We start from the raw sequence: 12,416 nt of genomic DNA on the forward strand, positions 1-12,416 counted from the left end.
CAGGGGTTTTCGGCACGCGAGCGCGCAGTGCGGCGCGATTTGGGCTAGTTGCCGTCGCCCGCGAGCGCGCGCGACAGCGCCTCGTTGGTCGCGTCGATCTCGATGCGGTCTGCGAAAATCGCGCACCAGCCGCCACCGAACTCCCCGATGCGGGGCTTGGAACAGGTCATGGCCCATTCAAAGCCGATCGGCCCCTTGGCGAGCGTTTCGGGGCAACATCGCTGGATCACCACCGCGATGGCAGCGGCATCGAAATCGTCCATGCTGGCGAAACACACGATCCGCGCGGATGGATCGTCGGGGCAGGTTTCAGCGATGAAATCGGCTCCGATGGTGGGAAATTCGGGATCGTTGAACGCCTCGCGAAACCCGCTCCACCGCGCGTTCGCATCGTCCGGCGGAAAGGCTGCGAGCAGCGCCGCGCTCGGCGGATCGGGCGCGTCGTCATTCGCTAGCGCGTAGCCAGCGTTTGCGACTTCCTCGATCAGCGCGCACTCGGCGGCGGTGCAGCGAAAGGCGAAGCTGCCCTGAATCCAGATGTCAGCCATTGCTCGCCTCCTCCCGTTCGGGCGTGATGACAAGCGGGGGCACCGCGAAGTCGGCCGCATCGAAATGCGCGATGATCGCCGCATAGCTGCCCAATCGCTCGGCGGTGCAGCGCCCCATGAGGATATAGTCGTCCTCGTCGGCAGCGTAGCTTTGCGGTTCGCCGCTGCCGGTGAACACGGTGCGTTCCGCACCCCACTGGCAGGCATAGGCGCCCGACCAGCGCGCGAAGAAAAGCCCATGCGCGATGCAGAAGGCTTCGAGTCCCTCGAACCGCCCCCAGGCGACCTCGTGCGCCATGAGCGCCAAGGGCTCGCCCTCGGGCAGATCGCCGAGCGCGAAGGGTTCGCCGTCCCATTCGGTGGACAGCCCTTCGTTCGCGATGGCCTCGGCGAAGGCGGGAAGCTGGCTGGCGGGGAGCGTCCCGCCGATGGTGATGGATGCCGAAACACGGTCGGCCATGACAAGTCTCCTGTCTGAAATCCGCGCCGCGAGGGCCGCTTGCGGCCGAGCGGCGCGGCGATTTTATGGGGGACGGAACGGGCGGCGGGTGCGCCGCCGCCCGTCCAGTTTCATGCGGCTTCGCGCTCGGGCTGTTCCTGCGGCTCGGCCTTGGCAGGGGCCGGAAGCGCAATCACCGCGCCGGGGCCGGTCGGTTCCGGCTCGCGGTCGGGGCGCGCCGCGAGCACCTTGGCATGAGCCGCGACGGTGCCGACGCCGCCGCGCGCCGTATAGGTAGCGGGCGGGAACGCCATCCATTTCGGCACCCAACCCTCGACCTTGGGCCGCCCGTTCGCACCCTCCAGATGGTCGCGGACGATGCGCTTCAAGACCTTGCCCGGTTCCTTCGCATTGGCGGCGGCGACAGGTTCGCCCGCCACCTCGGCGACGATGCGGGTCAGCACCTCCTTGTCGCGGACACACTCGAAAAAGGCGTCGTCGGCCTGCCAGTAGCGGGCCATATCGACGCCGATCTCGCCGCCGACCGCCTCGATGGCGGCGCTGCCGCTGGCGAGCGTTTCGCCCATGACGATGACGATCACGTCCATTACGGCGCGGTCGGGCACGTCGAGCAAGCGCAGGAACACGCCGACCAGTCCGAAGTCGTCGCCGTTGCCGCCTGTGACGGTCGGTTCCTCGGGCGAGAAGCCGAGAAGGTCCAATACGGCGCGGCGCTTCGCGTCGAAGTCGGTTTCCGCGCGGCAAGTTTCGACGCTTTCGCGCACATCGTCGTTGCGCGCGGTCTGCGGCTCGGGCTTGACCGTCCACAGTGGCGACCCGACGATGACATGGGCGACCATCAAGCGCAGCGCGACCTTGGGATGACGGGTCAGCGAGGCGCGGACAGCGGCATGACGGTGCAGGTTGATATAGGTCTGCATCGTGCTCGTCACTTCGGGGCGCGGCACTTTGGGGCCGGTTTCGATTGCCTCGCCGCGTTCGAGCCGCTTGGCCTCCTTGCTCGTCACATAGCCTTCGTGGACCTCGACCTCGCCGCTTTCGCGCACATCTATATACACGCGCCCGCCCTTGCGCTTGGGTGCCTTGGCGAACTCATAGCGGTAGAAATATTCGCCGGGCGGGACGATCACCACGTCGAACCATCCGGCATCCAGATAGTCCTCCTTGCGCGCGTCGATTACGGCGTTCTGCGCGGTCCAGAACGCGTCGGCATCTGCAAAATAGCGGTCTTCGCCGAACAGATCGGCGACGATCGCAAGGCCGCTCGCATCGACGTCGAACAGGGCATGTTCGACCTTGATCGACTGCCCGCCGAACAGCCATGCCTTCAATTGCTGGCCGGTCGGGCAATAGGCGTCGTCATCGTCGTAGAGCGCCAGCCATGCCTTCTGCTGCTGCTTGCTCGCCAGCGTCAGATGCCGGACGGTCGCCGCGTTGATCTTCTCCTTGCGGTAAAGATCGCGGATGCGCGGAAGCAGGTTGCCGAGCGCTAGGATACGCTTCACGCCAAGCTCGGGAATGCCGAACGTCGCGGAGATATCCGCAATGTCGCGGCCCTCCTTGACCAGCCGTGCGAAGGTTTCCCATCGCGTCACCTCGTCGGGATCGAGCCGGGTGTTCTCGAGAAGCGATGCCTCGATGGCGTCGGCGTCGTCCCCGGCGTCGAGGATGGCGACGGGAAGCGGGCCGTGGTCGATGCCCTCGACAAGCGCGATGGCGTTCGCCGTCCAGCGCCGCCGCCCGGCGACGATTTCGTGGACGCCATTATCGTTGCCCGCCTGCGGGCGCACGATCAGCGGCACGATGACACCGCGCTTGCGGATCGAGGGCAGAATGTCGCCCACGTCCGGGGGCTTGGGTCCGTGCCGCATGTTCACCTTGGACGGAACCAGCTTGCTATGGTCGATAAAGTCGAGTTTCATTGGTCTGCTCCTTCTGGAGCGCCGGTCCCGTTTGTCTTGCTGGATGGGCGGGACCGGCACTCAATGCGGCGAAACGCGCCGCGCGTCATCCGGCCCCTCGATCATCAAGAGGCGGCGGAAGCTCGTTGCCGTTCCGGCTATCGGTGATGCGGCGAAGTTCGGCTTCGGCCAGAACGATTGCACCCATGCGCCGCGCGGTATCGGACCATAGCGAAAGCGGGGCCAGCGGCTCGAAATGCTCGTCGCGCTCGATGAACAGGCCGAAGGGCAAGCGGACGCCCGCAATCTCGGTAAGCGAGAACACGCCCATTTCCGGGCATCCGAACCCCAAGTCGGCGAGGCCGAACAGCGTGTCTCCATCGTCGTAAAGCTCGGTGGCGATCCACGTCGCCGCGCCGACCGGATTGAAGAATTTGACCACCGGGAACGGGTCGAACCGTTCGTCGCGCTGCTCGTGGAGGCGGCTGGCGCGCGCATTCGCGCGCAGCGCCGAAAGGATCGCATGGGGGAGCGTAATCATGCCGCTTCCCTCCCTTCGTCCTGCGTCTCGGCGTAGCGGGCAAGCAGCCAATCGGCGGCCTTGCTCGCCTGACTGGCCGCGCGAAAGATCGCGCGATTGTCCTCGCGCAGCACGTCGAGCCATGATGCCAGATAATCGGCGTGACGAACGGTCGGCACGATGCCGAGCGCGGCGCAAAGGAAGGCCGATCCCATCTCGGCGATCAATTCTTCGCGCGCATAGTCCTTGCTGCCGAACGCATTGCGCAGATTGCGATTGAGGCGCGACGGGTGGCCGCTGGCATGACAGAGTTCGTGCAGCGCCGTCCGGTAGAAATTGATCTGTTCGTGGAAGGCCGGTTGCGGGGGCACCTGCACATAGTCGGCGCTCGGGACATAGTAGGCCTTGTCCCCACCGATGCGGAAATCGACGCCCGATGCCGCAATGACCGCTTCGGCGATCGGCACGACTTGGCGTTCGGGAAGCGGTGCGGGGTCGGTGGCAAGGCCGGGGCGCAAGCCTTCGCACTGTGCGACGTTGAACACGGTGAAGCGTTTGAGGAACGGCACCGCGCGGGCTTCGCCGCCGGTCTGGCGCGCGCGTTCCTTCTCGGCTTCGGGGGTGAAGCGGTCGGCATAGACAACCCTTGTCCCGCGCTCGCCTTTCCTGACATTGCCGCCCGCCTCCAAGGCTTGGCGGAAGGTCAGCCACGATTGCGACGGATAGCCGTTCTCGATCACTGCTCCCCACAGGATCAGGACATTGACGCCGCTGTAATTGCGGCTGGTGAGCCCGTTGCGCGGGAGGCCGGGGGCGGCGGAGAAGCCTTGACCATTGGGGCGGCCCCAAGGCTGGACCCAAGGGAAGCGGCCCGCCTCAAGTTCGGAAACAATGCGGCCCGTCACCTCGTCGTAAAGATTGGCGCGCTCCGCCGGGGGCTGGCGTTTGCTGCCCTCTGCGCGCGCGCGTTGGCTGCCGGTCTGGTGCATGGCTATCCTCCAATGCCGCCCCAAAAACCCCAGGGCCTCCCCCGGAGCGGGGGTGGGCGGCGAATTGCGACCTGCCGGGCGCGGCCAGGAGGCGGTCCGCACCCGCAGGGCCGAAATGCAATGGAGGAGCCGGACCCGAGCGCAGTCGAAGGCCGGCTTGCGGGACGCCGGGCCGGGCCCAGAAGGGAGCGCCGCCCACCCGCGCGACGAGGGGAAGGCCCAACGAAAAATGCCGCCGCGCCGGTCAGGCGCGGCGACGACAGGCCGGAGCAAGGCTCCGGCATCCCGCCAGTCCGATCGTCACCTTTGGCCGGGACGCGCGAAGCGTGGCCCGGTGGAGCTTGGCGAACGGATGTGAGCCTAGCGGAATAGAGCGGCGGTCGCGCCGCAGGCGCGAGGCGCCTGAAAACCCGGATGCGTCAGGTCAGACCCTGCCGTCTTGAAGCACTCTCGTCGTGGTCGCCATGCGCGCGGTGACACGAGGAGCGAGCACTCGGCCCACTGGCCCCAACAGATCAACCGTGCAGCGGGGATCCGTTCGAACCGGTGCAAGCGGTCATCGCGGGCAACAGGCTCATCATGGCGGCACCGGCGATGATGATCGCGCCGACCGCCGCGGCGATGCCGGTCGCGGTCGGCCCCGCACCGCCGAGCTGCATCAGGCTGGAGACGACACTGCCGCCGGCGATCCCGGCGGGCACGGCGAAGAGAAGCGCGATCGCTCCGCGAAGCGGAACGGGCAACCGCGACGCGATGAGCATGCGTCCGATCAGCAAGACCGCGACGCCGACGACGAGGCCGAGAAGCAGACCGAGCAACGGCCCCAGTTCGCCACCCCCCGCCCACAGAAATGCGGCCGCACCGAGCCCGACCGGGAGTGCGAAGACGGCGAGCCGGAACATCGCCCAGGCGAAGAGGACGATGCCGGTGGCGGACAGGATCAGACCGAGCAACATCACGACCAACTCCATAGGCTCGGAACATAGCAGAAACACGATTCGGCATGAAGCCCCGATCGGCTCGCACTATGGGCGGTCTGGCGCGTTCTTCTCGGGCGACGTCGATCGCAGCGCGACGAACAGCGTGGCCGCACCGGCTTCGCTCCGGCCGGCAGGGGGCCGGTCGCCGATCGCGAAGAAGATGGCATTGACGGTACGCGGCGTTGCACTGGCGGCCGTGACAGCCGACCGGGAATTGACGGGCACTCCGGCGACGCTCGCGAGATAGGCGCGGGTCTCACCGGGCAGCGCGCGGCCGGTCCGCACGTGCTCGGCATAGCGTGCCGGTCCCGCGTTATAGGCTGCGAACAGTCCGGGATAACCGAAGCGGTCATACATCAGACGAAGATAGAGCGTCCCCGCCAATATGTTGTCGCGCGGGCTATGGGGATCACGTCCGAGCCCGAGCCGCGCGCGCATTTCGGACCAGGTGCCGGGCATGAGCTGCATCAGTCCCATCGCGCCGGCGTGGCTGGTAATCGGGCGCCCGTCCAGCACCGTGCGCCCGCCGCTCTCGGCGCGCATGACGCGCTCGATCCATTCTACCGGCACGCCGAAACGCGCCGAGGCTGCCTCGATATAGGGCCGCCAGTGAACGACCGACTGCGCGTCAGCCGGTGCCGCCGCCAGCAGCGCCAGGGCGGTGATGGCGACCCTCAGCCCAGCCACAGCAGTCGCACCTCGCCGATGACGTCGCCGCGCGATGTCGGTCCGAAATAACGCCCATCGAACGAATCCGGGCTGTCCATCAGCAGGAACAATGCGCCCGAACGCAACATCACGCAGCCATTCCACCACGGCATCGGACGGTCGCGGCCATCGGCTTCGCGGCGTTCGGCCACCGGGTGGCCGTTGACATAGATCTCCCGCCCGCGCGCACAGACGCGATCGCCGGGCGCGGCCGCGACGCGCTTGACCAGCGGGATATTGATCGGAATGTAGCGCCGCTCGGCGGCGAGCCGGCGCCAGCGGTCGGGCACCCGGACCAGCACCATGTCGCCCGATGCGATGTCCTGCCGTCCGCTGACGGCATAGAGACCGATCGGCGCGCTGGCCGATGCGTTCCAGACCAGCCACGGCGTTGGCGGCAGCGCGATCGTGGTCGCCAGCGCGGCCGCGCCGAGACCGATCAGCGCGGTGGGTTTAGCCGGCAGACGGGAGGGTAGCAGCCTAGCCATTGCCTCCCTCCCGCATGTTCGCGCGCGACCAGGCCTCGATATCGTCGATATGGTAGCGCCAGACGGTGCCATGCTTTCGGCACGGCGGGCCGCGCCGCTCCCGGCGCATCTTCTTGAGCGTGTCCCCCGCGAGACCGAGATGGAACGCGGCCTGCTTGGTTGTCAGAAACGGGCAATGCTCGCGTGCCCGCCGAGCGCGCTCCGCGGCCGACGACGCCGTGGCTCCACCGTCCACAGCGGATGAATCCGCCTCGATCCGTGTTCGCGCGCCGCCGCCTGCTTCGGGGTTTGGATCGTGTGTCATGAGTGCAGCGCCCGGTCCGACGAACCCGCGTTACCCGCCGATCAGGCCCGCACGCGCGGCTTCCTGTTCGGCGACATAGGCATCCAGCATGTCGGCCTGGCCGGGGAGCAGCGCGTCGATCGCAGGGAGGCCGTCGATATCGTCCCGGTGAAGCAGCACGGACGGGCACTGGCCTTCGACATTGCCGAGATTGGGGCGATGCTGGGCATAGCCGATGAGCGCGGCCAGATCGGGATCGAACGCTCGAGCGATGGCGGGCGGATAGACGAGATACTGATTCTCGAACGTCCGCAGCCATCCGAGGCAATAGGAGGTGATGACCGCGCGGCGCACATGATCGGACTGGTTAGCGCCGGCACCATGCAGGATCGATCCGAGGAACAGCAGCGCGGAGCCGGGTGGCATTTCGGCGGCGACCGGACGTGCATCGCCCGGTTGCGATGCCGCATCGTGATGGCTGCCCGGCCAGACCAGCGTCGCGCCACTCTCCAGCGTGAACGGATCGATCGGCCAGATGACGTTGATCTGATAGTGCATCCCGGTCTTGACGCCGCCCCAGAGATCCTGGTCGCGGTGCGGCACCTGCGCGAGCGCGCCGGGATGGATTTCGATCGCCTGGGTGAGGTTGAGAACGATACGATCGCACCATTCCCCGAGCACCGTTTCGGCGATACCGCGGATGATCGGGTGCAGCACAAGGCCGGCGATATGCCGTGAACGCCGCAACAACGCGCCAAAGCGCTTGGTGCGGGCTCCGTAGAATCCGCCTTCGCAAAAGGGCGTGGCGACGAAGCGCGGTGCGAGTTCGGCTTCGAGCGCGGTGATTAGCTCGGTCGGCACGGCGTTATCGACAATGACATAACCGTCGGCGAGCAGCATCGCGGCGAGGCGGGCGGGGTCGTGCATCGCCATTCCCTTCACGCGGCTCTTGCCGCCGCATCGGGAGTGATCGCACCCGGTACATAGATGCCGTTCGACGCCAGCAGCGCAGGCGTACCGGCGCAGATCTCGATGCGGAACGCTCCAAGGAACGCGCCATCGATGCGGCGCGCGGGGCCGAGCGGCGCTGCGCGCCAGCCCATCGCCAAAACCTCCTCGCGAAAAGCAGCGGTCACGACGCCGGTTAGCATGGTGATTCCGCTGCCGAGCGCATGATCGACCATCGCCGAGATGAGCCGGTTGCGGACACGCAGGCGTCCGGGGGCGCCCAATCGTTGCGGCAGGCAAAGTCGCGTAATCTCGCGAACCTGCTCCCCCCGGGGCGCATCGCACTCGCAGAGCGACGCGAAACGATCGGCGAGAAGATGTGCGCCCTCTGTCGATAGCAGCCGCATCGACCCCTGGTGAATGCAGCCATCGTCGGTGGCGATCAGATAGACCGCCTTGTCGCCGTCATAGCTGTCGATTTCATAGCGGCCGCCGACGACCGGAACATCCCAGCCCAGCAGATCGACGAACAGGGTCTTGCGGTCCTCGAACATCGAGGCGGCGCGCGCATCGGTAAGCGAGCACCCTTTGACAATATGGATCATGGCAGTAGCTCCCGTTCAAATTGAACAGTCGCGAAGGGAGCAGAGATGAAGGGCTCAAACAGTCGTCAATATTGAGGATGCGGCGATCCCGCTCAGAACCGCGGGACGATCTCCTCGATGCAGACGATTCCGCAGGCGAGCGCGATCGCCGGGAGCTGCGCGCGGGAATAGATTCCGAAATGTTCGCGCAGGTCACGCATGTAGGTGCGCACTGTCGTCGGGGCGATGTTCATCATGATCCCGATCTCGACGTCGCTCTTGCCCATCGCCGCCAAGCGAAAGCATTCGAGCCCCTTTGGGCTGAGATGGGGTAATTTCAGCGGGCGCGCCGGAAAGCCGTGCAAGCGCCGCGCCTCGGTAAACGCCTCGCTCGCCATCAGCGTCGCGATCCGGCAGATATGCGATGGCGGCAATTGCCCGTCGCGCGTTGCGAACGTACAGCATCCGGGCGGCTCGCCGGCGACGCCAATCGGAACGGTGAGGCCGTTGCGCAGGCCATGACGCGCGGCTTCGCGCACGATGCGCGCCTGTCGCCGCGTGAAGCCGCCCAGCAGTCGCTCCATTTCGTGCCAGCAGAACGCCCGGCTTGTCGAGCGCGCCGCGAGCAAGGCGGGATCGTCGCGGTAATAGCCTTCGGCGACGAAAACGTCGCCCCAGCTCTGGAAATTGTCCATGCGGAAATATCGCCCACCGGGCTGAAAGAAGGCCATGCTCTGGACGATCGCGAGCCATGGGAGGCCGAGCTGGCGTGCGGCGGCCTCGCTGCAACTGAACAGCTCGCGATCACTGTTCGCGCGCCTGGCCTGCTTAATATAGGCATCGAGGTCGCGAAACGGCACCGAGGGGCACTCCTTTCGACGCGCGCGTTGCGGGCGCGTCTATCGGGCGCGTGGTTCCAGCCCACGCGCGTGCAGCCCCCGATGATTTACTTGGTCTTGCTCGGCCGCCCCGTCGGCTTGTGCGGATGGCGCCGGAGCGTCACCGCCGGGCGCGCCAGTATCGCGCCGATTTCCAGTTCGTCGTCCGAAACGATCGAGATCGATATCCGGCCGGACAAGAGATAGACGGCATTAACGCCGAGTGCCTTCGCGAGCCGCTCCATTGCTTTCAGCGTCGGGCTCGACCGGCCATTTTCGATCGCACTCAGATAAGAGCTGCTCGTGCCCGCATCATGGGCGAGCGCTTCTTGCGTGATGCGCATCGCAAGCCGCAATTTCCTGAGATTCAAACTGAAGGACTTCGACGCATCCATAAGGGCGTAAGTTCACGCCCTGCGACCATTACTCCACACTGGATACAGGTTGGAGTTATTATCTATATTATTACGTTTTTACAAATATTTAAATGAGATTCCCGAACAACGCGCACTCAACTCTGATGCGGATTCTCAGGCGCGCCAAAAGACCGCATTCGGACGGTCGAATCGGTCGATGACCGAAGCCCTCACGCCAGGACATTGGCCGTGGACGCCGCAGTGGAAATCCCATCGGCGTCGTCACATCCGGGGCGAGCATTGATTTCAAGCGCCGAGCGAATCACGATGCGAACAACGTCCCGTGGACACGTCCGCAATCGCCGTTCCGGCGTGGCGTACAGGAATCATCGGATAGTTTGACGTGCCTGTGTGTCGTTGTCTCCTTTGATTTGAATGCAGCGCAGCGAAGCGGAGCGTCGCATTGGTTCATAGTTATGAAATCACCGTTCGTGTCGGGCCGCTGGCCGCCCACCATGCCAACCGACTACTCGCAACAGTCGGTTCTGGCGGTAATCCCGCAGCGGTCCGGTTTGCTCCAGCCCCGCCGAATTGTACTCGGATCTTCATGATGCAGCGGGATCGGTCCGGGGATCGGTAGTGACGAGCCCGAAAAACGTGGCGCCGGCATTGCCTGGAGGATATTGTCGATCTCCCGATAGACGCCTCGCGCTGCCATATGAGGATGGCGCGCCGCTTCGTCCGGATCAAGCACGGGGGCAAAGCAGGCATCGCTGCCTTCCAGCAGTGTGCGCCATTCTTCCCGTGTCCGCATGGCGAATATCTCGCTAAAACGCTGCTTGAGCTCGGGCCAGGCATCACGATCATAGCCGTCGTCAAAACTGCTATCGCCGGCCAACCCCAGCTTTTTGCAAAGCAGCGCATAGAACTTGGGCTCGAGTGATCCGACTGAGATGAAATTCCCGTCGGCGCACCGATAGGTCGAGTACCAGTGAGGGCCGTCAAGGATGCTGCAGCCGCGTATGCTGGCAACCTGGCCGGCGGCCTTCAGGCTCAGGAGCAAGTTCATCATGTGAGCGCTCCCATCGACGATCGCGGCGTCAACCACTTGCCCATTCCCGGTATCCCGCGCGTGCATTGCCGCTGCGAGGACGCCGATGGCCAAATAGAGCGCTCCACCCCCAATATCGCCTACCAGGCTTGGCGGCGCCATTGGCGGTTCACCGGGATGCCCAGCATACCAAAGGGCTCCTGACAGCGCGATATAGTTGATGTCATGGCCGGCCGCTTGGGCGAGAGGTCCCTGCTGCCCCCAACCCGTCATGCGACCGAATACAAGGCGGGGGTTACGCGCTAGGCAAACCTCGGGACCAAGGCCGAGCCTCTCCATCACCCCAGGCCGCATGCCTTCGATCAGTACATCGCCCCTTTGGACGAGATCCAGGACATGCGCGACGCCTTCGGGGGACTTCAGATCCAAGGCAATTACACGTTTCCCGCGGTTCACAATGGCGCCGCTGCCAAGATCGATATTTTCGGAGTTAGGGCTTACGCGTTCAATGACGACGACATCGGCGCCAAGGTCGGCCAACAGCATTCCGCAAAACGGCGCCGGGCCGATGCCCGCAATTTCGAGTATTTTGAGGCCTGCAAGCGGACCAGTTTTCGTCATTCAGGCATACCTGCGTCTGAGACCTTGGCGCTTTGATCCAGGCCGTTTCGCCGCTCCAGATTTCGAGACGGGTTGCAGTCGTGCTGGGCGGCAGTGTCGAAAGTAAGATTGGCAAAATGACCTTGATTCGCCTAATTCATTCTCTGGAGCAATTATTCCTGTGGGGCATGTCCATGCTCGATTCTCGCCTCAAGCATGCCGTCGCGGTTGGTCAGCTTCGTTCCTTCTCCAGGGCAGCGGATGCGGTTGGTGTCACGCAGTCGGCGGTGACCAAGAGTGTCGCTGAACTCGAACGGCATCTTGGCTATTCCCTTTTCCATCGGACCTCACGGGGCGCGATGCCGACAGAGGAGGGACGCGAATTTATTGATCGCGCAGCGCGCTTGCTTGCCGACGCAGCTGAACTACTCGGAGATACAGCCCGCCGCGCCGACGCCTATGCGGGCCCGCTTCGAATCGGACTGTTCCCAGGGTCAATCGACTGGTTGCTCACCCAACCTCTGGTTTCTTTGCTGCGGCGCCATCCGGCAGTGCGCGTCGAAGTCGTTTCGGGCAACAGCGAAAGGGGCGTGCGACTCCTGTCGCGCGGCGATATCGATGTCGCCTTTGGACTTGAAGCGGCCTTTGCACGCTGGCCGGAATTCAAGTGCGAGCGGGTCGCCTCGATCGAAATACTGCCTTTTGTGCGGAACAATCATCCCATTCTGGGGATAAACCCGACCAGCAAGGAGCCGCTGGTCCAGTTCGAATTCGTAGTGCCCTCATCTTCCGAACCCTACACATCGATCATTCAGCAGATGTACGAAAAAAGCGGTAAGCGTCCCGCTGACTGGATCCACATGACAGACTATTTTCAATTGGTTCGACGGATCGTTGCCACATCCGATGCTATCGGGATGGTTGCAAAACAGTTCACCGAGAACTCATGGTTTCGCGCCAATTTCGTGGCCTTGGAGGGAATCGGTTTATTCGATCCATTGACGCTTTGTTATGCTGTGCGTAGCCGCTGGCAGGTAAAACCGGCTGGCCGTGCGCTCGTCAGCCTTGTTCGTCAGGCATGGCGCACCGCATCATCGGATTAACGGCAAGGGGGCGGGGTGC

At 64.6% G+C, this 12,416-nt stretch carries 15 protein-coding genes; 1 reads left to right on the forward strand and 14 read right to left on the reverse strand.

The features are described from left to right. Positions 1 to 44 precede the first annotated feature (44 nt). The 14 genes from P1IM2_RS10415 to P1IM2_RS10480 all read right to left on the reverse strand — a co-directional run bounded on the left by P1IM2_RS10415 (position 45) and on the right by P1IM2_RS10480 (position 11,315). Positions 45 to 548: a hypothetical protein gene (locus tag P1IM2_RS10415; protein ID WP_017499951.1), complete on the reverse strand. Its 504-nt coding sequence runs from the start codon at positions 546 to 548 to the stop codon at positions 45 to 47. Beyond that, positions 541 to 1,008 carry a hypothetical protein gene (locus P1IM2_RS10420; protein WP_017499952.1) on the reverse strand — a complete coding sequence of 156 codons (468 nt, stop codon included), beginning with the start codon at positions 1,006 to 1,008 and terminating at the stop codon, positions 541 to 543. Before P1IM2_RS10420 ends, P1IM2_RS10415 begins: the two co-directional genes overlap by 8 nt. A 110-nt stretch (positions 1,009 to 1,118) precedes the next feature. Then, positions 1,119 to 2,930 carry a ParB/RepB/Spo0J family partition protein gene (locus tag P1IM2_RS10425; protein WP_017499953.1) on the reverse strand — a complete coding sequence of 604 codons (1,812 nt, stop codon included), beginning with the start codon at positions 2,928 to 2,930 and terminating at the stop codon, positions 1,119 to 1,121. A gap of 85 nt (positions 2,931 to 3,015) precedes the next feature. After that, positions 3,016 to 3,450 (reverse strand): DUF2958 domain-containing protein, encoded by a 435-nt coding sequence (locus P1IM2_RS10430; RefSeq protein ID WP_017499954.1) that lies wholly within the window; start codon positions 3,448 to 3,450, stop codon positions 3,016 to 3,018. Next, positions 3,447 to 4,418 (reverse strand): ArdC family protein, encoded by a 972-nt coding sequence (locus P1IM2_RS10435; protein WP_017499955.1) that lies wholly within the window; start codon positions 4,416 to 4,418, stop codon positions 3,447 to 3,449. The genes P1IM2_RS10430 and P1IM2_RS10435 overlap by 4 nt, the downstream gene beginning before the upstream one ends. 515 nt (positions 4,419 to 4,933) lie before the next feature. Further along, positions 4,934 to 5,377 carry a hypothetical protein gene (locus P1IM2_RS10440; RefSeq protein WP_136175471.1) on the reverse strand — a complete coding sequence of 148 codons (444 nt, stop codon included), beginning with the start codon at positions 5,375 to 5,377 and terminating at the stop codon, positions 4,934 to 4,936. Between the two features lie 66 nt (positions 5,378 to 5,443). After that, positions 5,444 to 6,085 (reverse strand): lytic transglycosylase domain-containing protein, encoded by a 642-nt coding sequence (locus tag P1IM2_RS10445; RefSeq protein ID WP_017499957.1) that lies wholly within the window; start codon positions 6,083 to 6,085, stop codon positions 5,444 to 5,446. Continuing rightward, positions 6,073 to 6,594 (reverse strand): S26 family signal peptidase, encoded by a 522-nt coding sequence (locus tag P1IM2_RS10450; protein ID WP_017499958.1) that lies wholly within the window; start codon positions 6,592 to 6,594, stop codon positions 6,073 to 6,075. The genes P1IM2_RS10445 and P1IM2_RS10450 overlap by 13 nt, the downstream gene beginning before the upstream one ends. Continuing rightward, a complete protein-coding gene (locus P1IM2_RS10455) occupies positions 6,587 to 6,898 on the reverse strand; it encodes a helix-turn-helix domain-containing protein (protein ID WP_081095412.1) in 312 nt (103 codons plus the stop codon). Before P1IM2_RS10455 ends, P1IM2_RS10450 begins: the two co-directional genes overlap by 8 nt. A 30-nt stretch (positions 6,899 to 6,928) precedes the next feature. Next, complete coding sequence (locus P1IM2_RS10460) at positions 6,929 to 7,810, reverse strand: phytanoyl-CoA dioxygenase family protein (RefSeq protein WP_017499960.1); 882 nt, start codon at positions 7,808 to 7,810, stop codon at positions 6,929 to 6,931. 5 nt (positions 7,811 to 7,815) lie between these two features. Further along, positions 7,816 to 8,430, reverse strand: coding sequence for an acyl-homoserine-lactone synthase (locus P1IM2_RS10465; protein WP_017499961.1), 615 nt, complete (start codon positions 8,428 to 8,430; stop codon positions 7,816 to 7,818). Between the two features lie 92 nt (positions 8,431 to 8,522). After that, complete coding sequence (locus P1IM2_RS10470) at positions 8,523 to 9,269, reverse strand: LuxR family transcriptional regulator (RefSeq protein WP_186402388.1); 747 nt, start codon at positions 9,267 to 9,269, stop codon at positions 8,523 to 8,525. Positions 9,270 to 9,355: 86 nt separating this feature from the next. Next, the gene (locus P1IM2_RS10475; protein WP_017499963.1) at positions 9,356 to 9,682 is read right to left on the reverse strand and encodes a helix-turn-helix domain-containing protein; all 327 of its coding nucleotides are present in this window, start codon (positions 9,680 to 9,682) and stop codon (positions 9,356 to 9,358) included. Between the two features lie 487 nt (positions 9,683 to 10,169). Next, positions 10,170 to 11,315: a CaiB/BaiF CoA transferase family protein gene (locus tag P1IM2_RS10480; protein WP_026108913.1), complete on the reverse strand. Its 1,146-nt coding sequence runs from the start codon at positions 11,313 to 11,315 to the stop codon at positions 10,170 to 10,172. A gap of 80 nt (positions 11,316 to 11,395) precedes the next feature. On the opposite strand from P1IM2_RS10480, the gene P1IM2_RS10485 reads away from it, so the two are divergent. Further along, a complete protein-coding gene (locus P1IM2_RS10485) occupies positions 11,396 to 12,397 on the forward strand; it encodes a LysR family transcriptional regulator (protein WP_017499965.1) in 1,002 nt (333 codons plus the stop codon). The last annotated feature ends 19 nt before the right edge of the window (positions 12,398 to 12,416 follow it).

Source organism: Sphingopyxis sp. P1IMeth2, assembly GCF_900185685.1.
In the GTDB taxonomy this organism is placed as follows: domain Bacteria; phylum Pseudomonadota; class Alphaproteobacteria; order Sphingomonadales; family Sphingomonadaceae; genus Sphingopyxis; species Sphingopyxis terrae_A.

Excerpts from the sequence above, each read along its gene's own strand:
- P1IM2_RS10480 (WP_026108913.1), bottom strand. The coding sequence starts at position 11,315 with ATGACGAAAACTGGTCCGCTTGCAGGCCTCAAAATACTCGAAATTGCG.
- P1IM2_RS10465 (WP_017499961.1), bottom strand. The coding sequence starts at position 8,430 with ATGATCCATATTGTCAAAGGGTGCTCGCTTACCGATGCGCGCGCCGCC.
- P1IM2_RS10425 (WP_017499953.1), bottom strand. The coding sequence starts at position 2,930 with ATGAAACTCGACTTTATCGACCATAGCAAGCTGGTTCCGTCCAAGGTG.
- P1IM2_RS10455 (WP_081095412.1), bottom strand. The coding sequence starts at position 6,898 with ATGACACACGATCCAAACCCCGAAGCAGGCGGCGGCGCGCGAACACGG.
- P1IM2_RS10475 (WP_017499963.1), bottom strand. The coding sequence starts at position 9,682 with ATGGATGCGTCGAAGTCCTTCAGTTTGAATCTCAGGAAATTGCGGCTT.
- P1IM2_RS10430 (WP_017499954.1), bottom strand. The coding sequence starts at position 3,450 with ATGATTACGCTCCCCCATGCGATCCTTTCGGCGCTGCGCGCGAATGCG.
- P1IM2_RS10435 (WP_017499955.1), bottom strand. The coding sequence starts at position 4,418 with ATGCACCAGACCGGCAGCCAACGCGCGCGCGCAGAGGGCAGCAAACGC.
- P1IM2_RS10450 (WP_017499958.1), bottom strand. The coding sequence starts at position 6,594 with ATGGCTAGGCTGCTACCCTCCCGTCTGCCGGCTAAACCCACCGCGCTG.
- P1IM2_RS10460 (WP_017499960.1), bottom strand. The coding sequence starts at position 7,810 with ATGGCGATGCACGACCCCGCCCGCCTCGCCGCGATGCTGCTCGCCGAC.
- P1IM2_RS10415 (WP_017499951.1), bottom strand. The coding sequence starts at position 548 with ATGGCTGACATCTGGATTCAGGGCAGCTTCGCCTTTCGCTGCACCGCC.
- P1IM2_RS10420 (WP_017499952.1), bottom strand. The coding sequence starts at position 1,008 with ATGGCCGACCGTGTTTCGGCATCCATCACCATCGGCGGGACGCTCCCC.